This window comes from Actinokineospora sp. UV203 (genome assembly GCF_056323665.1).
Genome location: NZ_CM150484.1, coordinates 2,596,087 through 2,619,848, shown reverse-complemented (window position 1 = coordinate 2,619,848; position 23,762 = coordinate 2,596,087). Strand labels below are relative to the sequence as shown.

Annotated in this window: 18 protein-coding genes, 1 tRNA gene and 1 pseudogene; 12 read left to right on the top strand and 8 right to left on the bottom strand. The window is 70.2% G+C overall.

Going from position 1 to position 23,762, the window contains the following annotated elements; all coding sequences use genetic code 11:
• Positions 1–79: 79 nt before the first annotated feature.
• Both ACUZ2Y_RS12200 and ACUZ2Y_RS12195 read left to right on the top strand, forming a co-directional pair.
• Positions 80–463: a MarR family winged helix-turn-helix transcriptional regulator gene (locus ACUZ2Y_RS12200; RefSeq protein WP_476330042.1), complete on the top strand. Its 384-nt coding sequence runs from the start codon at positions 80–82 to the stop codon at positions 461–463.
• 56 nt (positions 464–519) lie between these two features.
• Positions 520–846: a plasmid stabilization protein gene (locus ACUZ2Y_RS12195; protein ID WP_476330039.1), complete on the top strand. Its 327-nt coding sequence runs from the start codon at positions 520–522 to the stop codon at positions 844–846.
• A gap of 24 nt (positions 847–870) precedes the next feature.
• Here the strand turns inward: ACUZ2Y_RS12195 and ACUZ2Y_RS12190 are convergent, their stop codons facing one another.
• From ACUZ2Y_RS12190 to ACUZ2Y_RS12180, 3 genes are all read right to left on the bottom strand, one after another.
• Positions 871–1,557 carry a TetR/AcrR family transcriptional regulator C-terminal domain-containing protein gene (locus ACUZ2Y_RS12190; RefSeq protein ID WP_476330036.1) on the bottom strand — a complete coding sequence of 229 codons (687 nt, stop codon included), beginning with the start codon at positions 1,555–1,557 and terminating at the stop codon, positions 871–873.
• Positions 1,558–1,578: 21 nt separating this feature from the next.
• On the bottom strand, positions 1,579–2,649 hold the full coding sequence (locus tag ACUZ2Y_RS12185; protein ID WP_476330033.1) for a class I SAM-dependent methyltransferase: 1,071 nt from the start codon (positions 2,647–2,649) through the stop codon (positions 1,579–1,581).
• Between the two features lie 742 nt (positions 2,650–3,391).
• Positions 3,392–4,372 carry an ArsR/SmtB family transcription factor gene (locus tag ACUZ2Y_RS12180; RefSeq protein WP_476330030.1) on the bottom strand — a complete coding sequence of 327 codons (981 nt, stop codon included), beginning with the start codon at positions 4,370–4,372 and terminating at the stop codon, positions 3,392–3,394.
• A gap of 99 nt (positions 4,373–4,471) precedes the next feature.
• On the opposite strand from ACUZ2Y_RS12180, the gene ACUZ2Y_RS12175 reads away from it, so the two are divergent.
• From ACUZ2Y_RS12175 to ACUZ2Y_RS12165, 3 genes are read left to right on the top strand one after another with little or no spacing between them, the layout of a single operon-like run.
• Positions 4,472–5,731: an MFS transporter gene (locus tag ACUZ2Y_RS12175; protein WP_476330027.1), complete on the top strand. Its 1,260-nt coding sequence runs from the start codon at positions 4,472–4,474 to the stop codon at positions 5,729–5,731.
• Between the two features lie 36 nt (positions 5,732–5,767).
• Complete coding sequence (locus ACUZ2Y_RS12170; RefSeq protein WP_476330024.1) at positions 5,768–6,175, top strand: YciI family protein; 408 nt, start codon at positions 5,768–5,770, stop codon at positions 6,173–6,175.
• Positions 6,176–6,180: 5 nt separating this feature from the next.
• On the top strand, positions 6,181–7,326 hold the full coding sequence (locus tag ACUZ2Y_RS12165) for an RNA polymerase sigma factor (protein WP_476331753.1): 1,146 nt from the start codon (positions 6,181–6,183) through the stop codon (positions 7,324–7,326).
• Positions 7,327–7,377: 51 nt separating this feature from the next.
• Here the strand turns inward: ACUZ2Y_RS12165 and ACUZ2Y_RS12160 are convergent, their stop codons facing one another.
• Positions 7,378–7,827 carry a poly(ethylene terephthalate) hydrolase family protein gene (locus ACUZ2Y_RS12160; RefSeq protein WP_476331750.1) on the bottom strand — a complete coding sequence of 150 codons (450 nt, stop codon included), beginning with the start codon at positions 7,825–7,827 and terminating at the stop codon, positions 7,378–7,380.
• A 76-nt stretch (positions 7,828–7,903) separates the two neighbouring features.
• Here ACUZ2Y_RS12160 and ACUZ2Y_RS12155 point away from each other — a divergent pair, with 76 nt between their 5' ends.
• The gene (locus tag ACUZ2Y_RS12155) at positions 7,904–8,563 is read left to right on the top strand and encodes a LysR substrate-binding domain-containing protein (RefSeq protein WP_476330021.1); all 660 of its coding nucleotides are present in this window, start codon (positions 7,904–7,906) and stop codon (positions 8,561–8,563) included.
• 29 nt (positions 8,564–8,592) lie between these two features.
• Here ACUZ2Y_RS12155 and ACUZ2Y_RS12150 read toward each other — a convergent pair whose 3' ends face one another.
• Positions 8,593–9,537 (bottom strand): hypothetical protein, encoded by a 945-nt coding sequence (locus tag ACUZ2Y_RS12150; RefSeq protein WP_476330018.1) that lies wholly within the window; start codon positions 9,535–9,537, stop codon positions 8,593–8,595.
• A 173-nt stretch (positions 9,538–9,710) separates the two neighbouring features.
• Positions 9,711–9,878 carry a hypothetical protein gene (locus ACUZ2Y_RS12145; RefSeq protein WP_476330015.1) on the bottom strand — a complete coding sequence of 56 codons (168 nt, stop codon included), beginning with the start codon at positions 9,876–9,878 and terminating at the stop codon, positions 9,711–9,713.
• 189 nt (positions 9,879–10,067) lie between these two features.
• Between ACUZ2Y_RS12145 and ACUZ2Y_RS12140 the strand changes: the two are divergent.
• Positions 10,068–10,188 (top strand): annotated as a pseudogene (locus ACUZ2Y_RS12140) (IS5/IS1182 family transposase); the annotation flags it as partial.
• Between the two features lie 1,565 nt (positions 10,189–11,753).
• Here the strand turns inward: ACUZ2Y_RS12140 and ACUZ2Y_RS12135 are convergent.
• Positions 11,754–11,829: transfer RNA gene (locus ACUZ2Y_RS12135), tRNA-Arg, on the bottom strand.
• 113 nt (positions 11,830–11,942) lie between these two features.
• A complete protein-coding gene (locus tag ACUZ2Y_RS12130; RefSeq protein ID WP_476330012.1) occupies positions 11,943–12,998 on the bottom strand; it encodes a LacI family DNA-binding transcriptional regulator in 1,056 nt (351 codons plus the stop codon).
• A 95-nt stretch (positions 12,999–13,093) separates the two neighbouring features.
• Here ACUZ2Y_RS12130 and ACUZ2Y_RS12125 point away from each other — a divergent pair, with 95 nt between their 5' ends.
• The 5 genes from ACUZ2Y_RS12125 (at position 13,094) to ACUZ2Y_RS12105 (ending at position 23,745) form a co-directional block, all read left to right on the top strand.
• Positions 13,094–14,284, top strand: a complete 1,191-nt coding sequence (locus ACUZ2Y_RS12125; RefSeq protein ID WP_476330009.1) for an MFS transporter — start codon at positions 13,094–13,096, stop codon at positions 14,282–14,284.
• Between the two features lie 73 nt (positions 14,285–14,357).
• The gene (locus ACUZ2Y_RS12120) at positions 14,358–16,367 is read left to right on the top strand and encodes a bifunctional copper resistance protein CopD/cytochrome c oxidase assembly protein (protein ID WP_476330007.1); all 2,010 of its coding nucleotides are present in this window, start codon (positions 14,358–14,360) and stop codon (positions 16,365–16,367) included.
• 209 nt (positions 16,368–16,576) lie between these two features.
• Positions 16,577–16,834, top strand: coding sequence for an Ish1 domain-containing protein (locus ACUZ2Y_RS12115; RefSeq protein WP_476330004.1), 258 nt, complete (start codon positions 16,577–16,579; stop codon positions 16,832–16,834).
• Positions 16,835–16,928: 94 nt separating this feature from the next.
• Positions 16,929–18,605, top strand: coding sequence for an energy-dependent translational throttle protein EttA (ettA, locus tag ACUZ2Y_RS12110; protein WP_476330001.1), 1,677 nt, complete (start codon positions 16,929–16,931; stop codon positions 18,603–18,605).
• Between the two features lie 16 nt (positions 18,606–18,621).
• Positions 18,622–23,745 (top strand): hypothetical protein, encoded by a 5,124-nt coding sequence (locus ACUZ2Y_RS12105; RefSeq protein ID WP_476329999.1) that lies wholly within the window; start codon positions 18,622–18,624, stop codon positions 23,743–23,745.
• Positions 23,746–23,762: the final 17 nt, after the last annotated feature.

Below are 23,762 nucleotides of genomic sequence, written 5' to 3'. Positions count from 1 at the left end.
CACGCTACATGCATGCGCATCTAATGCCAACGAATTAAATGTGTTTGCATCAAATTCGTCTGCATGATACTTTCACGCCGTGAGCGAACTCGCCGATGAGGGTCTGGTGCGGCAGTGGCGCGGCCTCCTTGCCCGCCACGCGGCGGTGTTCGGTGCGCTCGAATGCGAGCTGCAGACCAAGCATGGCCTCGGCGTCAGCGAGTTCGAGGCCCTGGAGCGACTGGCCACCGGCGATGTGAAGTGCCGCGGCGCCGACCTCACCGAGGCTGTTCACCTGAGCCAGAGTGCCACCTCCCGCCTCGTCGCCCGCATGGAACGCGAAGGCCTGGTCGAGCGCGCGATGTGCGAGTTGGACCGCCGCGGCATCTTCGTGTCCCTGACCGAAGCGGGCCTGCGGCGCTACGAGCAGGCCAAGCCGACGCACCGGGCGATCCTCAAGGAAACGCTGACCTCGGACGACTGATTCCGCCGCGGGCTGGGTATCCGCCCTCGGAAGGAAACGTCCTGGAGGAGGTCGTCATGCCGCAGCGGGCGTGGAGCGCGAAGCGGGAACGTCAGTACGGGCACATCAAGGAGGGCCTGCTCGAGCGCGGGGAGACCGAGGACACGGCGCAGGAGATCGCCGCGCGCACGGTCAACAAGGAGCGGGCCCGGGCTGGGGAGGCCGAGGAGTCGAGTCGCACGTCGACTTCGGATATTTCGTCCGGTCGGCGGGGTGGGTTGCGGTCGCATAAGGGGCCTGGTGGGCGGACCCGCGATCAGCTTTACAACGAAGCCCGGGAGAAGGGGATTGCGGGGCGGTCGAAGATGAACAAGGCCCAGTTGGAGAAGGCTGTGGGTCGCTGACCGGCGGCCTCACACAGCACTAGACTAGGGCGGGTTTGAGGTCCAGCGCTGGTTGTGGAGTCGTTCGAAGCCGTCCAAGAGCACGTCCAGTGCGAACTCGAACTCGAACTGGTCGTCGCAGCCGCCGCCGATTGACGACTCCGCGTCGTGGGTGGTGGCGGTGGCCAGTTCGATGATGTGTGGGTATTTCTCGGCGAACTGGCTGAACATCGCCTCGCGTGCGGCTGGGTCCTCGGGAGGTGCGGGCGACGGAAACACCTCCTGGGTGAATCCCCACATCCGGCTGCCGAGTGCGTGCATCACGTGGTGGGTCAGGTCGATGGAGAAGCCGCCCGCCCGGAACATCCCGATCAGCGAGTCCATGTACGCCAGCACGATCGGTGCGGCGTGGGTGCGCGACTCGATCACCTGGGACGCCCAGCGGTGGCGCAGCAGTGCTTCCCGCGCTGACAGGACGCGCTGGCGGATCGCGGATTTCCAGTCGGTGTCGGACGCCGGGGCGGCTATCTCGCCGACGATGACCTCGACCATGCCGTCGAGGAGTTCTTCCTTGTTGGCCACGTGCTTGTAGAGCGCCATGGGCACCACACCCAACTCCTGGGCGAGGTTGCGCATGCTCAGCGACTCGATGCCGACGTCGTCGGCGAGTGCCACGGCGGCGTGCAGCACGCGGTCGCGGTTCAGCGGGACGCGACGCGGATCGCTTGACATGTGTACACCGTATACTTCTGGTCACCGTTTCCGGGCGACGTACAGGCAGTCCATCGGGTCGTCGGGCACGTCGTCGACCGAGACAAGGTCGAAGCCCGCGTCGTCGAGCATTCGGGAGGCCAGTTGCCTGCCCCACGCGGTGCCGAGTCCGGCGCCGCCGACGGCCAGGGACACGGTCATGCAGTGCAGCACGCTGACCGCGTAGATCAGCGGGGCGATGGGGTTTTCGAGGTTGTCCTCGAGGTTGCTCGAGGCGTCGATGTCGAACATGACGAACACGCCATCAGGCGCCAAGGCCGTGTGGACGGCGCGCAGCACGCCCGCCGGGTCGGCTTGGTCGTGGATGGCGTCGAAGGCGAACACGGCGTCGAACCGCGGGTCCGAGGGCAGCGCGGCGACGTCCTGGACTTCGAAGCGGACGTTTGTCAGTCCCAGGCTCGCCGCCTCGGCCCGGGCCGCGTCGATCGCGTCGGCGCCGATGTCGTAGCCGACGACCTCCGAGGCGGGGTAGGCCGCCGCCAGGAGATTCGCCGCGTGTCCGGTGCCGCAGCCGATGTCGGCGACCCGGATCCCTTCCTCCAGCCGCCGCGGCAGGTCGCCGGTCAGCGGCAGCACACCGTCGATCAGCTGCCCGTCGAAGTACCCGCGGCTCATGGCGTCCATGATCGAGGTGAACCGCGGTCGGAAGCGGTCGTAGGAGACGCCGCCGCCCTCGCGGAACGCGGTGATCAGCTCGTCGAGGTGGGTGCCGAGCAACGCGGTGATGAGGCTCATCGGCGCGAGATTGGCCGAACCATCGCCGGACAGACAGAGCGCGTGTTCGGCGGGCAGCGTGTAGGCGCCGGTGCCCGGGTCGTACTCGAACACGCCGCCGGTGGTCAGCGCGCCAAGCCACTCGCGCACGTATCGCTCCCGCAGTCCCGCGCGGGCGGCGAGTTCGGCGCTGGTGGCGGGACCTTCCGCCGCGGCGTCGAACAGGCCGGTCCGGTGGCCGATGTCGATCATGAAGGTCAGCAGTGACTGGGTGTAGGTGTCGAACAGGCGGCCGGCGAACTCCTCGGCCTTGCGCTCGTCGATGGTGGGTGTGCTCATGGCGTTGGCCTTCCTCGGTCTGCGTGTCGAATCGACGCTTGGCGGGTTGGTGCGCGGGCCGCACGAAGTGCGGTCCCGCCAGGGTCGAGCGCGGCCATCGCCGCTTTGCGCGGGGCATCGGCCCGCTCGGACCAGTCTCCACGCCCATACGCGGCGCGCTCGTCGACGAGCGGGTCGGTCATGGTCACTGTCCAGCGATTAGGTCATCCGAACGGTCAGTGCGGTGACGTCGGCGTCGACCATCGGCGCGCCGGTAATGCCCATCCGGTGGAGCAAGGTGCCGACGACGATGTCGACGCCGCATGCCGACGGCCTGAGCCGCCTGGCCCCGGCACTGGTGGTGGTGCCGACCCTCGACCCGCCGGCCGACCACGGCCGCCGGTACGCCCGAACGGCTGCGCGACTCCGGGACGCGGGCGCGGCTCACCGAACATCCCGGAGCGACGCACGCGTTCCTCAGCATGCGGGGCGTGGTGCCGCGGGCCAAGGCCGCGCGGGCGAGATCACCGCGTTCCTCCGGGGCCACCTCCCCTGCTGACGGACGGGATCATTGGTAGTGGCTCGTGGTGGTGTAGGTGACGTGAAAGGCGCCGTTCGCTGGTGCGCCCGCCGCCGTGTAGCACCCGATCAGGAGCGCGGCGATCGCCACGGTATTCCCTGTTCGCGGGGGAGCGGCGGTCGATATCGACTCGACCGGCGGCGTCACCCGACCAGCCCAGCGCGCGTCGACTCCGGCGCTTGATCAACCCGTCAGCGTCGCTCCGAGCGTCGTGCGTTCGTAGAGGACCATCCGTCCGACGCGGCGGCTGGTGATCAAGCCGGTGTCGCGCAGCGCCGCCAGGTGACCGGACACGGTCGCCGGGCTGACGCCATGCGTGCGCGCGAGCGCTCCGGTCGAGGCCGGAGCGTCAAGGTTGGCCAGGATTTGCGCCCGAGTGCGCCCGATGAGCCGCCCCAACGCCTGCGCGGACCGCTGGGGTCGGGCCTGCCAAAGCTCCGCGATCCCGCGGGCCGGGTAGATCAGCGTGGGCTGCCACGGCGGCTCGACCACGACAACGACCACCGGCCAGATGTACACGCTGGGCATGAGCAGCAGGCCCTGACCGGCCAGCGCACGGCGCATCGGATACGCGGTGGCGATGTGCACCGCGTTGTCACTCCATCGAACCCGCGGGTTCAGGTCCGCCAGCACCTTGTTCAGACCGCCGTCGGCCAAGTGCCTGGCTCGAACCGCGATGTCCGCTTCGAGCCGGTCGCGAACCAGTGGCCATTGCGGCTCGATCAGCCGTTCCCAGCAGGTGCGCACGATCGCCGCGATCTCCACCAGGGTTTTGCCGGGATCGGCAAGAAGCCGCGCTGAGAGCTCAGGCGACACAGGTTCCGTTCGTTCCGGTCCGCGCAGGCACCGGTGGAGTTCGGTGGCGACCTGGTCGGTGTTCGTGGCCGCCATACGAGCCAGCTCCGGGTCGAACTCGGCCAGCGGTCCTTGTGGTGGCGGGGTGAGGAAATCCGGGGTGTACCCCTGGTGCGGGAGCAGCGCGAGCAGCGGTGCGAGGTACTCCGCGTCGACCAGGCCGTCGACCTTTCGCAACCACGGCAGGTGGTATGGCTGGCGGCGTACGTCGGTCAGAGTGCGGACCGCCGCGAGCGTCTCCCACAGCGGGGACAACGCGAAGCGACAGCGCAGGAGGTCGTCGGTGCCCACCACCAGTTCCATCGCCATGGCACTCTCCCGCCAGCCGTCGATTCGACTATCCCCGAATCCATTGAGCAGCGACAGGGTGCTCTAGATCCTCATCGGGTGACATCACCCCCTCCCCGGATGACTTACCGCCGCGTCCTGGCCATCCCCGAGTTCCGCACGATCTTCGCCGCCCAGGTGATCGCGACGCTGGGCAACGTGGTCGCGCAGATCACCCTCTCCGTCGTGGTGTACCAGCGGACGGGCTCCCCGCTGCTCTCGGCGCTGACCTTCGCGCTCGGCTTCGCCCCGTACCTGCTCGGCGCGACCCTGCTGTCGGCGGTCGCGGATCGGCGCCCACCGCGGGATGTGCTCGTCATGTGCCAGGCGATCAGCTGCGGCGTGGTCGCCACGATGGCCGTCCCCGGCATGCCGATCGCGCTGCTGTTCCTTCTCCTCCTCATTCTCGGCACGGTGGCGCCGGTGTTTCAGGGGGCCCGGGCGGCCACGTTGCCGGACGTGGTGACCGGGGAGGGCTACGCGCTGGCACGGTCGTTGTTGCGACTCGTTTCCCAGAGCACGCAGCTGATCGGGTTCGCCGTCGGCGGCGTGCTGTTGCTGGTGCTTTCGCCGACGGTGTCACTGTTGTTCGCCGCCGCCGGCTGCGGAGTGGCCGCGGTACTGCTGCGATTCGGAACCGAACGCAGGCAGGCGCGGATAGCCGGCGCCGAGGACTCGATCGCCAAGGCGTCGCTGGTGGGAGTCAAACAAGTCATGGCGTTGCCCGGGCTGCGCCCCTTGCTGCTGTTGACCTGGCTCCCGCCCGCGTTCGCCGTCGCTCCCGAGGCGCTGGCGGTGTCCTACGCCGACAAACTGGGCAGTGGTCCGGCGGTCGTCGGGCTGCTGCTGTCCGCCGCCCCCGCGGGCGCGGTCCTCGGTGAGCTGCTCGCGGGCGCCTTCCTGCCCTCCGCGACCAGGGTCCGGTTGGTGGCGCCGATCGCCACGCTGATGTTCCTGCCTTTGCTGGCGTTCGCTGTCCGCCCGGGGGCCGCCCTGGCAACACTCCTGTTGTTCGTCTGCGGACTCGGCTTCACCTACGCGATGGGCTTGGACCAGCGGGTCATCGACGCCACCCCGGAGAACCTGCGCGGGCGGACACTCACCATCACCCTGGCCGGACTGATGATCACCCAGGGACTGGGTTTCGCCGCGGCGGGTGCTGCCGCCGAATTCGTGGCACCGCACGTGGTGGTGGTCGCCGCGGGTGTGCTCGGCTTGGCCACGGTGCTGCTGTGCGCGACCCGGAGCAATGCCATGCCTTCGAGACATCTATTTGAAGCTCGCCGGAAAACTTCGCGGTGGGATGTCGAGAACCCGAGCGCGGCTCCGTCCCCCGAGTGAAACGGCCACAATGGCCGCACAGCGAAGGAGAACATGATGGCCAAGTACCTGCTCCTCAAGCACTACCGGGGCGCGCCCGCACCGGTCAACGACGTGCCGATGGACCAGTGGACGCCGGAGGAGGTTTCCGCCCACATGCGGTACATGCAGGACTTCGCCAAGCGGCTCGAGGGCACCGGCGAGTTCGTCGACGGCCAGGCGCTCTCCCCGGAGGGCACGTTCGTCCGCTACGACGGCGAGGGTCGGCCGCCGGTCACCGACGGCCCCTTCGCGGAGACCAAGGACCTGATCGCCGGCTGGATGGTGATCGACGTCGAGACCTACGACCGGGCGATCGAGCTGGCGGGCGAGCTGTCCGCGGCTCCGGGCGCGGGTGGCAAACCGATCCACGAGTGGTTGGAGGTGCGCCCGTTCTACGGCGTGCCCCCGACCATCACGGAGTGACGCGGGTGGACGAGTCCCTGCTGCGGACCCTGACTCCCAGCGTGCTCGGCATCCTCGTCCGCCGCGGAGCAGACTTCGCGGCGGCCGAGGACGCCGTGCAGGACGCCATGGTCGAGGCCTTGCGCGGGTGGCCGGACGACCCGCCGCGGGACCCCAAGGGCTGGCTGGTCACCGTGGCCTGGCGGAAGTTCCTCGACGCCGTCCGCGCCGACACCTCCCGACGGCATCGCGAGGTCCGCGTCGAGGACGAGCCCACGCCCGGCCCGGGCGAGACGGTCGACGACACGCTGCAGCTGTACTTCCTGTGCGCGCACCCGTCCCTGACACCGGCTTCGGCCGTCGCGCTCACGCTGCGCGCGGTCGGCGGCCTGACCACGCGGCAGATCGCGCAGGCCTACCTCGTGCCGGAGGCGACCATGGCCCAGCGGATCAGCCGGGCCAAGCGGACCGTCTCCGACGTCCGGTTCAACCAGCCCGGTGACGTCGCCACGGTGCTGCGCGTGCTCTACCTGGTCTTCAACGAGGGCTACTCCGGCGATGTCGACCTCGCCGCCGAGGCGATCCGGCTCACTCGCCTGCTGGCGGCCATGACCCACCATGAGGAGGTCGCGGGCCTGCTCGCGCTCATGCTGCTCCACCACGCCCGGCGCCCGGCCCGGACCGGCCCCGACGGCAGGCTCGTGCCGCTCGCCGAGCAGGACCGCGGCCTCTGGAACACCCGCCTGATCACCGAGGGTGTCGAGGTGCTCCAGGCCGCCCTCACCCGTGACCGCCTGGGCGAGTACCAGGCCCAAGCCGCCATCGCCGCGCTGCACGCCGACGCCCGCACGGCCGAGGAGACCGACTGGGTGCAGATCGTCGAGTGGTACGACGAACTTGTGCGGCTCACCGACAGCCCGGTGGCCCGCCTCAACCGGGCGGTCGCGGTCGGCGAGGCCGACGGCCCGCGCGCGGGCCTCGCCGCCTTGGCGCAGCTCGACCCCGCCCTGCCCCGCCACACCGCCGTCGCGGCGTACCTGCACGAGCGTGACGGTGACCCGGCCACCGCGGCACGGCTCTACGCCGAAGCCGCCCGGTCGGCGCCCAGCCGCCCCGAACGCGACCACCTCACCCGGCAGGCCGCACGGCTCAACGCGCGGCTGCGCGGTTGAACGGCCACGGGCGTCGGCGGCGCTGATGCCACGAAACGGGGGCGCCCAGCTTCACCGACCCAGGCGAGCACGAACGGTCAGCGGGCCAGTGCGTTCCGCTCGAAGCGCGACCAGATCCGGGAGGCGCAGTATCCGCAGTTCGTGCCGGAGAACGCGGCCCGAGCCCGGTCGTCGCCGAGCAGCTGAGCCCGGAGCCACGCCGTGATGGGTCCGCGGAAACCACCGCCGTCGCGGGCCGCGGTGAAGTTGGCCCGCGCCCGCCAGTTCGCCGTAGACCGCCGGGATGTGGGTGGCCTTCTGGTAGCGCGGGTAGACGAGCAGCCGTGGGGAGACGATCCAGTCGAACTGGCCCGCGAGGAAGAACGTGGGCCCGTGCAACGCCGCGACGTCGCCCTGGGGGCCGGGTTCGATGGGCACCGTGGTGTCCACCCGAGGATCGGCGGCCGCCGCGATGGCCCCGCCACCGCCCTGGGAATGTCCCGTCGCACCGACCCTGGTCAGGTCGATCTTGCCCGCGTAGACGTCGCCGGGGGTGTTGTTCCGCGTCGCTCATGTCAGAACCCGTTTCATGATCCACATGAGACGCGGTCTCAGCCCGTTGTCTGGTGGTGGAATTCGGCGCGAGCGTGCGAGGTGTGAGTCCGGCGATGGGCGGTTGCGCGTCGGCTGCGCCTGGTCGGCCGTGGGCAGGCACACCGTGGAGTTCCAGCGCCGCCGGCCCGCGCTGCGCCCGGACGTCGAACTGCGGTTGGTGCGCACCAACTCGGCCACCGGCGGCCTCGCCGAGGGCGCTTGCGACGTCGCCCTGCTGCGCGGCGAACCCGACGACCGGCCCGTCAACGGGGTCATCGTCGGACTGGAGCGGCGCTACTGCGCCATGGCCAAGGACGATCCATGGGCCCGCCGCCGCTCACTCCGACTCGCCGAGATCAGCGAGCGCGGTCTCGTCATCGACCGCCGGCCCGGCACCACCAGCACCGACCTGTGGCCACCGGAGAGTCGATCCGCCGTCGAACACACCCAGGACGTCGACGACTGGCTCGCCGTGATCGCCACCGGGCGCTGCGTCGGTGTCACCGCCGAGAGCACCGTCGACCAGTACCCACGACCCGGTGTCGTCTTCCGTCCCCTGCGCGACGCCCCGCCCATCGCCGTCCGCCTGATCTGGTGGCGCAACGATCAGCACCCGGCGACGCGAACCGCCGTTTCCCTGCTCACTGAGCTTTGCCAGTCGTAGGCCCGCCGACTTCTTATGCGAACTCATCGTCAGCCGACCACGGCACGGAACGCGTGGACGCACCAGGGGCCGTTGTAGCTGGTCGCCCAGAGATTGGTGGCGTAGCCGTCCAGGCGTTGGCCCTTCGCGGTCCCGGACAGGTAGAGCTGGACGGACTCCTTGCCGCTGCTGACGCCGTCCATCCCCGTATCGATCTTCAGATTCGGCTGGTAGCCGACCAGTTCGTCGACCTTCTGTGGCGTGGCGATGGCATCGGAGCAGAGCAGGCTCTTCGCGGTGGCCGCGTCGCCTGCGTTGACGCTGTCGAGGAACTTCCGCATGGCGGCCAGTGCGTCAGGTGGGACCGGCTTTCCGCCCGCCGTAGGGGAATCCGGGGTGGTCGTCGTCGTCGGTGTCGGGCGGCTGGAGGGCGGTCGGGTGCGCTCGGCGGGCCTGGCGTCGCTCCAGCACCAGGTGCCGTCTTTGTGGGTGATCGTCACCTCGATCTTCGTCCGCCGCACGTCGGTGGTGATCGAGACGATCCCGGTGGCCTTGCGGGCGGTGACCTTCTTGGTGTCCAGCAGGGTGGCTTCACTGATCGCTGAGGCGTTGTCGATGACGCTGTCCACCGCGGGGCGCTTCAGCTCGCACGTCAGGCCCGTCAGGGCGGTGGCGTCACGGGTGTCCAGTGCGCTCGCCAGGGTCTCCAGGAAGTCCTTCGGGTCGGTGTCGCCGGGTTTGGTGGAGGTTGTGGTGACCGTGGTCGGCGGCGGCGCGGTAGGGGTCTGTTCGCTCACCAGGAAGCCGGGCGCGATGAATCCGGTGACCCCGAGACCGAGCACGGTCACACCCGCCGCGACTGCCACGATCAGCGGGCCGGACTTCTTCGGCGGCACCTCGGTGTACCCACCGCCGTATTGGCCGGTCGGCCCGTAGGGCGGTTCGGGCCGGTCATGGGGGTGCTGCCCGCCGGGCGGTTGCTGTGGGTGGGTCACGTCGCCTCCTCGCTCGTCGTCGCCGTTACGACGGAAGGCGCGCGCCACCAGTTCCTTACCGAGGTATTACGGCGAGAGCATGGGGCCGGATGCCACCAGCACGGTCCTTTTCGGACTGATCCAAGCGGCCGGGCGACGAGAACGCGTGCACATCAGCACGGGCCGTCGTTGCGTCAGTCGGTGAAGCGCTCGTGTGTTCGGGGGCCGCTTCGGTGCAGCATCCGGGTGATCCAGGCGGGTGCGGTGCGCTTGACCTCGTGCAGGTGCAGCCTGCTGGTGTGGTCCCGCGTGCCGTTGACCCGGTAGTCGATCTCGGCCTTGAGTGCTTCGGTGGTCCACATTGTCCTGTCTCCTCATCGCTTCGAACTCCGGTGATGAGAACAGTGCCGCTGAGGTCGGGGGTGCGGCATGGGGTGATCACGCAGTCCTGGCAACCCGACCCCTTACCTAGCGCCGCCCAGGGCCTCACCGGCGGTGGGTAAGGGTGCCGAATATGTTGCGTAGTGGCCCATTTCGGTAGGTGGCGTCGCTCCCTGCTCAAGACCACCTTCAAAGCCCTACGCAACGTCAGCCTCTGCCCCTGGCGGAATCGGCGCAATCACCGCCGCCGCCCTCGTCATCCTCCACACCGACCATCACCGAACAACATGATCACCCAACGCGACCGGCCGTTACGTGGAAAGGCTCATTATGGGAACGGCACTCCTCACGGGTACGATCATATTATTAGAGGCACTGGAATTGGTGTCGAGTACTACTTCACGCCGGAGGCATTCCGGAAATTCAGACTCTAAGGTTGCTACAAAATGAGTCAAGAGTACGTTTTCAAGCGAATGCGAAACAAAGTGATTCGATACGCTAAGTCGTCCGTCGCTGTTATTGAGCGAGGGCAATGGGGTGTGCTTTGGAACGCGGAAAGATGCACGGTTCTCTCTGACTACTCACATTTCGCGTGTTTCGGCGCGGCCCGCGCGCTCCATGCCCACATGAAATCGGGTGGCGACCCCGCCGTTGTGTGTATAGAAATGCTTGATGGTGTGGAAGTGGATTTCACGCAGGACGCGATCGAATGTTCGGTTGGGATGGCGACTTGGCGTGCATTGGGGCACGCTCAGGACGGTGCAGTGATCTCGTGGGACGTAGACCGTTGGGTGATCAACTACTCTTGACGGGGACTTAAGTAGCAATTCGTGCAGCCCTCTGACGACGACTTGTGACGGATTGCCTGGCGAGCGGCTGATGGCCGCAGCAGGCCGAGGAGCAATCACGACCGATTCGACTGCCCACTGTGCGAGGTGGTGAGGGTGTGGCCGAGCGGGCGACAGCTTCGGGCGTCGAGAAGGTTCGGGCGGCGGGGTGGAGTGCTCGACGGTTGGCGGATGCGATAGCAAGCCCGACGCACTGGGGAACCTTCTGATGGACCGTGAGCGGCAGCTTTGGATGAAGGCGTTGGTGCAAGCGACGGACCCCCTGCCCGCCGCGCCTCCGGCAGCGTGTCTCGCTTGCGGTGCACGGACGCTCCGGCTGTGTTACACCGGCGACCCGACCACCCGGATTGGTTATCTGCAATTCTGGTGTGACACATGCCTACGGGGCATCAGACTATCTCGGGTAAAGGCCCCCGAGGCGTCGGTGCTCGTGCCGTTCAACCGTCCCGGAGGAACAGAAGTCCCGTTCTTCGAAGAGGTAGCCTGAGAGCCCGCTGACATCGACGTGACAAACTGGCCCGCGACCGGAGTTCGGCGCTCGACGACGGGTGTCGTCCCCATCGGGACGACGAGCGCTTCGTGCCCTCCTGGCTCGCCCGCGGGTCGGCTCGCCGACGCCGGGACGGAGGCCTCCGACCCGGCGCCGCATGACCGGGGTCAGCTCGTTCGACCGATACCTGGCCACACACAACCTGGGCACGCGCAATCCAACCCTTGGGGTGGACCGCCCGGCCGTGGACCCGGACCACACGGCCACCTTCGGGCTGACCCGCGAGGAGGCCCGGGCCTGGGTCGCCCAGGCCGACGCCGACACGGCCCGCGACGGCTGTGCACCTGCGTCGTCGTGCGGCTGCTTGTGCACATGCATTGCGCGTCGATGAGCAGCACCAGCAGGCGTCCGATCGGGCACATGTGGCCGCCCAGGTCAAACGACACCAAAACGGCTGGTGCTCACACCTCATAGATGGCTTCGAGTACCAGCCGCCCTGTTGATGTTGCCCATGTTTGTGGTGCCCCCGGCAGGACTCGAACCTGCGGCCAAGAGCTTAGAAGGCTCCTGCTCTATCCGCTGAGCTACAGGGGCGTAGACGGTGACCCAGCCGGAGCAGGGTAACCGTCTCGATTGATCTGATCGTTCGGAACGGCTCGACCGTTTCCGGATCTCACCAGTCGAGTGACGAAGAAGACGCTGACGGGTCACATGGGCGCTGTCGACGCCCGTTCGACCAGGGTCACCGGCAGGGTCGTCGGCGGTCCGGGTCTCGTGCCGTCGAGCAGGCTAAGTGCCAGCTCAGCGGCCATGCGGCCCTTCTCGGTGAGGTCCTGCCGGACCGTCGTCAGCGGCGGGTCGGCCCAGTGTGCTGCCGGGGTGTCGTCGAAGCCGACGATGGAAACATCTTCCGGCACTCGGAGCCCGAGATCCTGCGCCGCCCGGATCGCGCCGAGCGCGAGTTCGTCGGACAGGCAGAGCAGCGCGGTCGGTCTCGGGTCGAGCCCGAGCAGCCACCGGGCGCCTTCGCGGCCGTGGTCGCGCCTGCAGCCGGGGGCCTCCCAGATGGGCACGTCCTTCTCTTCGAGGCCGGCCAGCGCGCCCCTCACCCGGTCGCGGGTCACCCGGAAGCGCGCGTCGCGCAGTCGTTCGGGTGATGCGGGCCCGTGTGAGCCGTCGGCGCCCAGCGCGAAGCTCAGGATCGCGACCCGGCGGTGTCCCAGTGCCCGCACGTGTTGGGCGGCCAGGGTCGCCCCGGCTTCGTCGGCGGTGTCGACCCGGGCGGAGCCCGCGACCACGGGCTGGTCGATCACCACCAGCGGCAGCCCGCGCGCGGCGACCTGGGCCAGCGCGGGGGAGTCGTCGGGCAGTGAGTAGGCCACGGCGATGTCGGCGTGTGCCCGGGCGACGCTGTCCGGTGTCGGGCCCGCGCCGGTGCCGGGCATCAACAGCAGGCTGCGCTCGCTGTCCAAGGTGGACGCCATGCTGTCGAGCACGATCGACAGCGCCGGGTCCGAGAACGCCGCCGACAGTCCGCCGCCGAGCAGTACGGCCACGGCACCGCCCCTCCGGGTCGCGAGGCTGCGGGCGACCGGGTCCGGGCCGGAGTAGCCGAGCCTGCTCGCGGTCACGATGATGCGCTCGCGCAGGGCGGCGGAAAGCTGGTCAGGTCGGTTGTAGGCGTTCGACACCGTCGCCCTGGACACGCCGACCTCCTGGGCCACGGTGTCCAGGGTCGGTCGCCTGACCCGGTCCTGTTTCACACGACAAGAGTAATCCGCGTCTCTCCTGGCCCAAATTCGATGGCGATCACTGAAGCGCTTCAGTTAGCGTTGCGGTATCCGGGAGGGGAGTGGGCATGCTGGTGGGAGACCGGGCGGACATCAACGCCGTGCTTGTCGTGTTCGCGCTCAATGGGGTGATTTTCGGGTCGTGGGCGTCCAGGGTCCCGGCCCTGGCGGCCCAGGTCGGCGCGGCCGAGGGCACGCTCGGCCTGGCCCTGGTCGGAGCCAGTATCGGCATGATCTTCGCCGCGTCCCTGACCGGTCGCCTCACCGTCCGCTACGGCGCCCGCGTGCTGGTGGCCGTGTCCGGTGTTGCGGCTTGCGTAGTGGTGCCGCTGCTGGGTCTGAGCCCGAACATCGCGCTGCTCGGCCTGACCCTGGTCCTGCTCGGCGCCAGTGTCGGCACGCTCGACGTCGCCATGAACATCGCCGCCGTCACCGTCATCCGGCGAACCGACCGTCCACTGATGCCGATCTTCCACGCCGCGTTCAGCTTCGGCGGCCTCCTCGGCGCGGTGGGCGCCGCACTCGCCGCCTTCGCGGCCTGGTCACCACTGCCGCACCTGGCGGTAGTCGCCGTCATCGTCACCGCGACCCTGCTCGCCGTGGCGCGCGCGGTCCCCGTAGAGCTCATCCCCGAGGTCGCCCCGGCGGCCGCCGCGCGAACCCCGATCCGCCGCCCGCTCCTCTGGCTGCTCGCCACGATCGCCCTGTGCTCCGCGGTCGCCGAGGGAGCCAGCGCCGACTGGTCCGCTCTGTTCGCCGTGGAATACCGAGGGATGCACGAAGCGTCCGCGGCATTCGTCTACGGCACCTTCTCGGTCGCCATGGCCGTCACCCGCCTTCTGGGTGAGCGCGCCGAACGCCGCTTCGGCCCCGAGCGCCTCCTCGTCGGCGGCGCCCTGGTCGCGGGCGGCGGTCTGCTGCTGGCCACGACGGTCCACTCGACGTTCGCGATCTTCGCCGGCTTCGCCCTCGCCGGCGTCGGCCTCGCCTACGCCTTCCCCATCGCACTGAGCCTGGCGGGCGACGCGGGCCGCCGTGCCGACGGGACGGGCGGGGAGCGGGAAATCGGCTTCGTCACCACGATCGCCTACAGCGGCTTCCTCGCCGGCCCGCCGCTGGTCGGCGGGATCGCCCACGTCACGGACCTGTCGGTGGCGCTGTCGGTGGCGGGCGTAGTGGCGGCCCTGATCGCACCCGCGGTCCTCGCGGCGGCAGCGGCAGGCAGGCGGGAACGGCAGCTGGTGTCGGTGCGGGACTGATCGCCGGCCCGCTGGGATCAGTGGTAATTCCGCCGCAACCAGACCCGCCCGGCCGCCTACTAGGCTGTTCCACGTGTCCCAGGCCAGCCCCCCGGAAACCAACGCCCCCCGCCGCGCCGCGGGCATCGCGGCCCTCCTCATCGTCGGCGGCCTCTTGGCCGCTGTCGTGGCGGCCGCGCTCGTCGTCCTAGCCGGGGGCAACCGGTACGTCATCCTCGGCCTCCCCTCGCCGGACGCGTTCACCCAGCACGGCCTGACCGTCGTGCGCGTCCTGTCCGAGATCGGCGCCGTCGTCACCGTCGGCTCGCTGCTCTTCGCGGCTTTCCTGGTCCCGCCCCGCGACACCGGCGTCCTCGACGTCGGCGGGTACGCCGCGCTGCGCATGGCCGGGTGGGGCTCCGCCGCGTGGTTCGTCGGCGCGCTCCTGTCCGCCCCCTTCACCGCCGCCGACGCCGTCGGCAGGCCCATCGGCGACGTCCTGCCCGCCGACATCCTGATCACCCTCGTCGGCACGCTCTCCCAGGCGAAGGCCTGGCTGCTGACCGCCGCCATCGCGCTGCTCGTCCTCGTCGGCACCCGCATCGTCCTGACCTGGGGCTGGACCACGGTCCTGTTCGCCCTCGCGCTCGCGGGCATCGTCCCCGTCGCGGTCACCGGCCACTCGTCGAGCGGCGGCCAGCACGACCTGGCCACCAACAGCCTGCTGCTGCACCTGCTCGCCGCCGCCCTCTGGGTCGGCGGCCTGGTCGCGCTGCTCGCGCACGGCCGCCGCGGCCATGACCATCTCGGCTTGGCCGCCTCCCGGTTCTCCCGGATCGCCCTGGTCTGCTGGATCGTCATGGCCGGGTCCGGTGTGGTCAACGCCCTGGTCAGGCTGCCCCTGAGCGAGCTGTTCAGCACGTCCTACGGGCTGCTCGTCGTGGCCAAGATCGTCGCCCTGCTCGTCCTGGGCGTCTTCGGTTACCTGCAACGCGAACGCGGCGTGAAGGGGATCGTCGAGCGCGGCACGGGTGCCGCACTGCTTCGGCTGGCCGCCACCGAAGTGCTGATCATGCTGATCACCTTCGGCATCGCCGCGGGCCTGGCCCGCACACCGCCGCCGCGGACCGCCTACGTCGAGCCCGGCCGGGTCGAACTGCAACTCGGCTACCCGATCGACGCCGCCCCCACGGCCATGCGCCTGCTCTTCGACGTCCGCTTCGACCTGATCTTCGGCACCCTCGCGATCGTCATGGCGGCGTTCTACCTGCGGGGCGTGTTCCGCCTGCGCCGCCAGGACATCGCGTGGCCGGTCGGCCGGACCATCGCCTGGCTCGCGGGCTGCTTCGTCATCCTCTTCGCGACCTCGTCCGGCTTCGGCAAGTACGCGCCCGCCATGTTCAGCATCCACATGCAGACCCACATGATGCTGAGCATGTTGGCACCGGTACTGCTGGTCCTCGGCGGCCCGATGACGCTGGCTCTACGCGCGATCAAACCCGCGGGCAAAGAGGCGCCTCCCGGTATGCGCGAATGGATTCTGGCGTTCGTGCACTCGCCGGTCTCGCGCGCGCTGACGAATCCCGTGGTCGCGCTCGTCCTGTTCGTCGGGTCGTTCTACGGCCTCTATCTGTCGGGCCTGTTCGACTCCGCCGTGCCCGAGCACTGGGCGCATCTGCTGATGAACGCCCACTTCCTGCTGGTCGGCTACATCTTCTACTGGCCGGTGCTCGGGGTCGACCCGTCGCCGCGCAAACTGCCGTACCTTGCGCGGTTGGGCCTGGTGTTCGCGTCGATGCCCTTCCACGCCTTCTTCGGCGTGATCTTGATGAGCATGCAAACCGTGGTGGGCCAACAGTTCTACCGATCCCTCGCGCTGCCATGGAACACCGACCTGCTCGCCGACCAGCGCCTCGGCGGCGGCATCGCCTGGGCGTCCGGGGAAATCCCGCTGCTGCTCGTGCTGATCGCCCTGCTCGTGCAGTGGGCCCGCGCCGACGACCGGGAGGCCCGGCGCACCGACCGCCGCGTGGACAGCGGTGACAGCGACGACCTCGACGCCTACAACGCCATGCTCAAGCAGATGGCGGACCCGAAGCCCTAGCACACCGGTCCGACATTTCCTGTCGACCACGCACCCGCCGTCCACAGATCCACGAAGCCGTCCACAACTCCCGCCGAGCCTCTGGCCAGGGCCGCCCGAATCCGGAAACGTTGATCGGGACAGCCCCGGCGAAGGGAACGGATTGTGGTCGAGTTTGCCCCCACCGGGCTCCGGGCACTTCTTGGACTGCTCATGGAAGGAGTGCGGACATGCCGAACCCGAGCATCAAGAACGAGAAGCTCTACCGCGAGCTGCGCGACGACGGCGAGTCCAAGGAGAAGGCCGCCCGCATCGCCAACGCCTCCGCCAAGGAAGGCAAGTCCGCGGTCGCGTCCCGCGGCGGGAAGTCGAAGTCTTACGACGATTGGTCTGTCGACGACCTGCGCGAGCGCGCGAGCGAGGTCGGAATCGACGGGCGCTCGTCGATGTCGAAGGATGAGCTGGTCAAGGCCCTGCGGAACCACTGATCGGCGTTCGCGCGTCCTGGTCGAAAGTCCCGACGGGTGGGTAACGGGGCGACCGCGCTCAGGCGCCGGAGGCGACCGCTCTACGATCGCGAGCATGGCCGAGTTCATCTACACCATGAAGAAGGTGCGCAAGGCGCACGGGGACAAGGTCATCCTTGATGACGTCACCCTCAACTTCCTGCCCGGCGCCAAGATTGGCGTCGTCGGTCCGAACGGTGCTGGTAAGTCCACCGTTTTGAAGATCATGGCGGGCCTCGATCAGCCGAACAACGGCGAGGCGTTCCTCTCGCCCGGCTACTCGGTGGGCGTCCTGCAGCAGGAGCCACCGCTGAACGAGGAGAAGACGGTCCTGGGCAACGTCCAGGAGGCCGTGGGCGAGATCAAGGGCAAGCTCGACCGGTTCAACGAGATCGCCGAACTCATGGCGACCGAGTACTCCGACGAGCTGATGGATGAGATGGGCAAGCTCCAGGAGGAGCTCGACCACGCCGACGCGTGGGACCTCGACTCCCAGCTCGAGCAGGCCATGGACGCGCTGCGGTGCCCGCCGCCGGACGCCGACGTCACGGTGCTCTCCGGTGGTGAGCGCCGCCGGGTCGCCCTGTGCAAGCTGCTGCTGTCCAAGCCCGACCTGCTGCTGCTCGACGAACCCACCAACCACCTCGACGCCGAAAGCGTGCTGTGGCTCGAACAGCACCTCGCGCAATACGCGGGCGCCGTCCTGGCCGTCACACACGACCGGTACTTCCTCGACAACCTCGCCGAGTGGATCCTCGAGATCGACCGCGGCCGCACCTACCCGTACGAAGGCAACTACTCCACCTACCTGGAGAAGAAGGCCGAGCGGCTCGCGGTGCAGGGCAAGAAGGACCAGAAGCTGCAGAAGCGGCTCAAGGACGAACTGGCCTGGGTCCGGTCCAACGCCAAGGCCCGCCAGACGAAGTCCCGCTCCCGCCTCGACCGCTACGAGGAGATGGCGGCCGAAGCGGAGAAGACGCGCAAGCTCGACTTCGAGGAGATCCAGATCCCCCCGGGCCCGCGCCTGGGCAGCATCGTGGTCGAGGTGAACGACCTCAAGAAGGGCTTCGACGACCGGGTCCTGATCGACGGCCTGTCGTTCGACCTGCCGCGCAACGGCATCATCGGCGTGATCGGGCCCAACGGCGTCGGCAAGACCACGCTGTTCAAGACCATCGTCGGTCTGGAGAAGGCGGACGCGGGCGAGGTCAAGGTCGGCGAGACCGTGCTGCTGTCCTACGTCGACCAGAACCGGGCGAACATCGACCCGAAGAAGACGGTTTTCGAGACCGTCTCCGGTGGGCTCGACTATCTCAAGGTCGGCCAGGTCGAGATGCCGTCGCGCGCGTATGTCAGCGCGTTCGGCTTCAAGGGGCCGGACCAGCAGAAGCCCGCGGGTGTGCTGTCCGGTGGCGAGCGCAACCGGCTCAACCTGGCGCTGACACTCAAGCAGGGCGGAAACCTGATCCTGCTCGACGAACCGACAAACGACCTTGACGTCGAAACCCTCGGTTCGCTGGAGAACGCGCTCGAACAATTCCCCGGCTGCGCCGTGGTCATCTCCCACGACCGGTGGTTCCTTGACCGGACCTGCACGCACATCCTGGCCTGGGAAGGAACCGACGAAGATCCTTCCAAGTGGTTCTGGTTCGAGGGTAACTTCGAGGGCTACGAGAAGAACAAAATCGAACGGATGGGTGCCGACGCCGCTCGACCGCACCGGGTGACCTACCGCAAACTGACCCGGGACTAGACGGAGGACCGGCGACGTGGCGGCTTGGAACGAGTTACCCGTGGACGGCGGCTCAGCCGAGTGCGACGCACTTGTCGAGGTGGCCGACCGGCTGCGGTGGAACGCGCCAGAGCTGACTGTCCAGTTCGCGATGCGTGCCCTCAAGGCCGACGCGGACCAGGCGGTCAGGACGCGCGCGCACTCGTTGCTCGCTCCGTCGCTCGTCACCCTCGGACGGCACGCCGAGGCCGTGGAACCGGCCTTGGCGGCACTGCGCGCCGCGACGGCGGGCGGCCAGATCGAACGGTCCGCCCGCCTTCGGGTCGCCATCGCGGCTTGTGCGCGCGCCCTTGGCGAGCCGCTGACCGGCTGCGAGATCCTGCGGCCGGTGCTGCAGACCAAGTCGGCCAAGCCCGCCACGCGCGCGGTCGCCTTGGGCCAGTTCGTCACCTGCGCCGCGCACGTCGGCGGCCGAGACGACCTGGAGGACGCGCTCGCCGAGGCGGAGCGGCTGCTCGCCTCCGACGACGGGCTCTCCCAGGACGCCCGTCGCGTCGAGGGCGCCCTGCTCGGGGTGCGCTCGGCGTCCTACCACCGCCGTCACGGCGACACGGAGGCCGCCGCGGGCACCGCCCGCGCCGGTCTGGCCATGCTCGCCAGGCTGCACGACCCGATCTCCGAGGGCGGCCGGGTACGGGCTCGGCTCACCCTCGAGCTGGTGTGCGCGCTGCTCGACGAAGGCCACCTGGACGAGGCCATCCAGGCGGCCGAACCCGTGCTGTCCGAACCGGTCCGCGCCGCCGCCGCGCCCGCCATCGGGCGTCTCCGGCTGGCGCTGGCCACCCGGGTCCACATCCCCGCGGGCCGCACCGACGTCGGCCGGACCTTGCTCTGCGACGTCGTCTACACCGCGGACCGCCACGGTCTCGACTCCCTGCTGGCCGACGCGTGGACGTTCCTCGCGCACGCCGACGAACAGGCCGACCACCCCACCGAGGCCCTGCACGCCCTGCGCTCCGCGCGCGCCGCCGAATACCGGCACATGCGCGCGGTCGACCTGGCCCGACACCGGCTCAGCACGGAGTTCGGGCTCGAACAGCGCCCCGAGCGCATCGTGTCGCAGCTGCGGGCCATCGTCCGGTCCGGCGCGCCCACCCGGCCGCAGCCGGTGAACCTCCCCGAACAGGCCGCTCGCCGCCAGCCCGCGCAGGACAAGCCGTCCCGGACCACCCGCGGCGGCACGTTCGCGTTGACGCTGGTCAGCGTGGCGCCCGTCGGGACGGCCCCCGCCATCGAGCCGCCCGAACCGCCGGTGCCCGTCGGCGGCGACGTCGCCCTCAACGCGCTGGCCTCCCACGTCCGCGATCTGGCGCCGGACAAGGCCGAACTGCTCCGCACCGACCTGGGCGAGTTCGCCGTTCTGCTGCCCCAGACCACCCACGCCGAAGCCGAACACCTCGCCGCGACCATTCGCGACCGGGCCATCGAATCCGCCTGGCTCGTCGACGACCAAGGGCGCGACCTCGCCATCAGAACCGGTGTGGCCACGCAGCCCGCGGCGGGCGACAGCCCCCGTGACGGTGTCGACGCGCTCCTCGACGCGGCCAGGGATGCCCTGTCGCGCCCCTTCGCCCCGCGCACGGCGCCGTCGAACCCGGACGTGGCGGAGATCCACTCGGCGTCCAGCGGAGCCGACTCCGAGCACCCCGATTTCGAGCGCCCGGGATCGCCTCGACTCGCTTCCGCGCGAGCGGATCTCGACCATCCGAACCCGCCGCCCGGCAGGCCGGAGACCGAGTTCCCGGACTTCGGGCTCCCCGATCTCGGCCTGCCCGATTTCGCCTTGGTCGACTTCGCGTTGGGCGAATTCGGCAGCCGATCGTTCGCGGACACTCCTGTGACCAGCCTGGACGCGCCGTCTGATCAGGCCAAGCCCGCCGCGGAACCACAGGCAGCCGACCCGAGCGTGTCCACATCGCCTGCTTCCGAGCCTGCCGCGACCCAGTCCCAGGCCCCCGAGGTCCCCGCTGCGGCGGACGAGCCGCAGGGTGTGAGCGCTCTCCTGGAGGCCGCCCGCTCCGTGATGCGGGAACAGCTCAGCGAGCCCACCGCCCCGGACGCGCCGCTCCCTCGGCGCAGGCGCCGCGCCGCGGACCCGGAGGACACCACCGCACCCGAGCGAGCGGCCACCGACCCGAGCCGGGTCGAGGAAGCCACGGCCAGTCCGTCGGCAGGCTCGTCCGAGACTCCTGATCTGGTGGTCGACGCGGGAGCCAAACCCGATTCCGCGACGGACAGCCCGAGCCCCAGCCGCCGAGACCGCGGCGCGGCGCAGGCGGAAGAAGCAGCCACCGCACCGGTCTCCGACGCCCAGGCGCTGCTGAGCCGGTTCGGCATCGAACCCAGCGGTGGCGGCCGCCGCCGAGCCCCGGACGAAGACCCGTACGCGTCGATGTTCGACGACGACTCGGCGACGACCCCGCCGGTGCCCGAGCCGGACAACGTGCCGGAGCCGCCCGAGGGCCCGAACATCCCGACCCCGCCCGAGCGCCCGCCCCTCCCGGCCGAGCCCACCCCCGCTCCGTCCCCGACACCGACGCCGGACGAGGTGCCCCAGCCGGGGCCCGCCCCCGACGTCGAGCCCCCGCCGTCGACCGCCGACATGCTCGCCCGGCTCAGCGCACTGGTGGAGCCGCCGCGCGTGGACGCCGAGGCGGCTCAGCCGGGTGCGCTGCCGCGCAGACGTGCGGCACCCACCGAGCCCGCTGATTCCGCCGACAGTCCCGTTGTCGAGGACCGTCCCGGCAGACGGAGCCGCGCACGTGCGGCCGAGGAAGCCGAGGCCGCCACCCCGACCAGCCACGATGACTCGGCCGCGCAAAGCGCGCTCGGGGATCGAGAGCCCGCGGTCCGTGTGTCCCGGCGATCGACACAGCAGACTCCCGAGACCGAACCGTCCACAGCCGGCGACGCGGTGATCCCCGGTGTCGGCCGAGCGGCGGAGACCGCGTCGGCCGAACCACGCTTCCCCGACGCGGACACGGGACTCGCGGACGTGGAATCCGACGAGGAACGCGCCACCGCGGTCTCCAGCGAATGGCTCGGCTTCTCCGCGCTCCGCGGTGTCGGACTGGCGGGCGGCACGCAGCCAGGCGAGAGCAGGCCGGGCGGGGCAAACCTGACGCAAGCGGAGTCGGTGGTCGCCCCCTTTCCGCCCGCCGACGCCACCGCGTCGGTTATGGCGACCCCAAGCGGTGACCGTGGCGCCGACGCAGATCCGCACGGTTCCGCCACCGGACCGCGCACCGCGGCCCACACGGAGCGCTCGGCTGCGGGTCACCCAACCGGCCCGGCCGTGGCCGACGCCCCGAAGACCACGCCGCTTACCCGAAACCCTGTTACGTCTCCCGCTGCCCTTCCCGACACCGCCCCTCCCGCCACTGCGCCCCCTGCGCCTGCCGGAGTAGCGACGCCCGCCGCCGAGCCCGTGACACCGACCGGGTCGCCCAGCAGGGCCAGTTCCACCATCGACGGCGCTTCCGAGGACGCCGCCCGATACACCGAGGCATCCCGTTCGAGCGGCGTCTTCGACGCCCACGATTCCGGAGCCGCCCAGTCCACCGCCCCCTCCGGCAGGCCGGAGAGCGCCGCGTCGGCGGTCGTCGCCTCGTCGCGCGCGGCCCGCCGGGCAGCTGCCGACAGCAGCCCGCCCGGGGACGCTTACTCCGCGATCGCGCGAAACGCCGCCGCCGCACCGGATGCCGCTCGTGAACCGGACCCCTCGAAGCGGTCCCGCGCGTCCCGCCGGGCGTCGGCTGAATCCGCCACCCCCGACCCGCACTCGTTCGCCGCCCACGAGGATTCCGGCGCGCTCACTGGCCGACGGGCGGAACCGTCCGTCCGATTGGCGCGCAGGGCGTCAGCGGAGCCGCTGGACCCCACGCCGGATGTGACCAGGCGCCAGGTGTCACGCGACTCCACCGATGCCGCCCATGTCGGTTCGGCGGAGCCCATCGGCCGGAGATCGCGCGAAGGTTCACCAGACCCCACCAGCACTCCGGCCCAGCCGGGGCGCGCGACATCGGAACCGGCAGCCAGGCAGTTGCCGTCCCGAGCATCCCGCCGCGCCGCCGAGCATGCCGACCCAGCCTCGTCGGCACCCGCCACCGAACCCCCGCCGGAGACCCTGGCAGCGAAGCCATCCGCCGCGGCTGCTCAGACGCCCGCCGCCGCCCGAGGGCCTGAACCTGTTGTCGCCCAGGAATCCGCAACCCCCACGCGGGAACCCGCCCCCCGGGCGGAACCGCCCGAAACCGCCACCGTGGAGCGCGAACCGTCCGGCCAGGAACGCGCCGCCGTTGCCCGCGAGCGCGAAACCTTCGGCCAGGAACGCGCCGCAGTCGCCCACGAACGTGAAACCTCCGCCCGCGAGCGCGCCGCCGTTGCCCGCGAGCGCGATGCCTTCGGCCAGAAACGCGCCGCAGTCGCCCACGAACGTGAAATTTCCAGCCAGGAACGCGCCGCCGTCGCTCACGAAGGGGCAACCGCCGGCCGCGAGCGCGCCGCAGTCGCCCATGAACGCGACACCGCCACTCAGGAACGCGGCTCGGTCCCCCATGAACCTGACACCGCCACCCGGGAACCCGCCGCAGTCGCCCACGAACGCGACAGCGCCACCCGGGAACCTGCTGCCGCCCAGGAACCCGCCGCCGCCGTTGCCCCGGAACCCGCGCCTGTCGTCGACGTGATCCCGGGGGCGGCTCGCTCCGCGGCGGCCGCCGCCTGGGCCAGGCGAACCGCGGGCAAGCCCGACGAGGACCGCGCCCGCCGCCTCTCCGCCATCGACGGCGGCAGCCAGGCCTCCGCGGCCCGCCGCACGGCCCGCCGCGAGCGGTCGTCCAGCGGCCTGGCCGAACTCCTCGCCGAGGCGATGGTCGCCTACCAGGAGACCACCCAGCCCCCGCCGACCCCATCAGGAACCTGGGCCGCCGACGCCCGCGCCGTCGACGACATCCCCGCCCCACCCGAGGAGCAACCCTCGGGCGGCCGCCGCCGCGCCCCAGAAGACGCCGCACCCCCCGCGACGGGCAACACCCGCTCCAACTTCCGCGGCAGGCACCGCTCATCGGAGTGGGCCCCGGCCGACATCGACAGCGGCTGACGGACCCGTCCCACCAA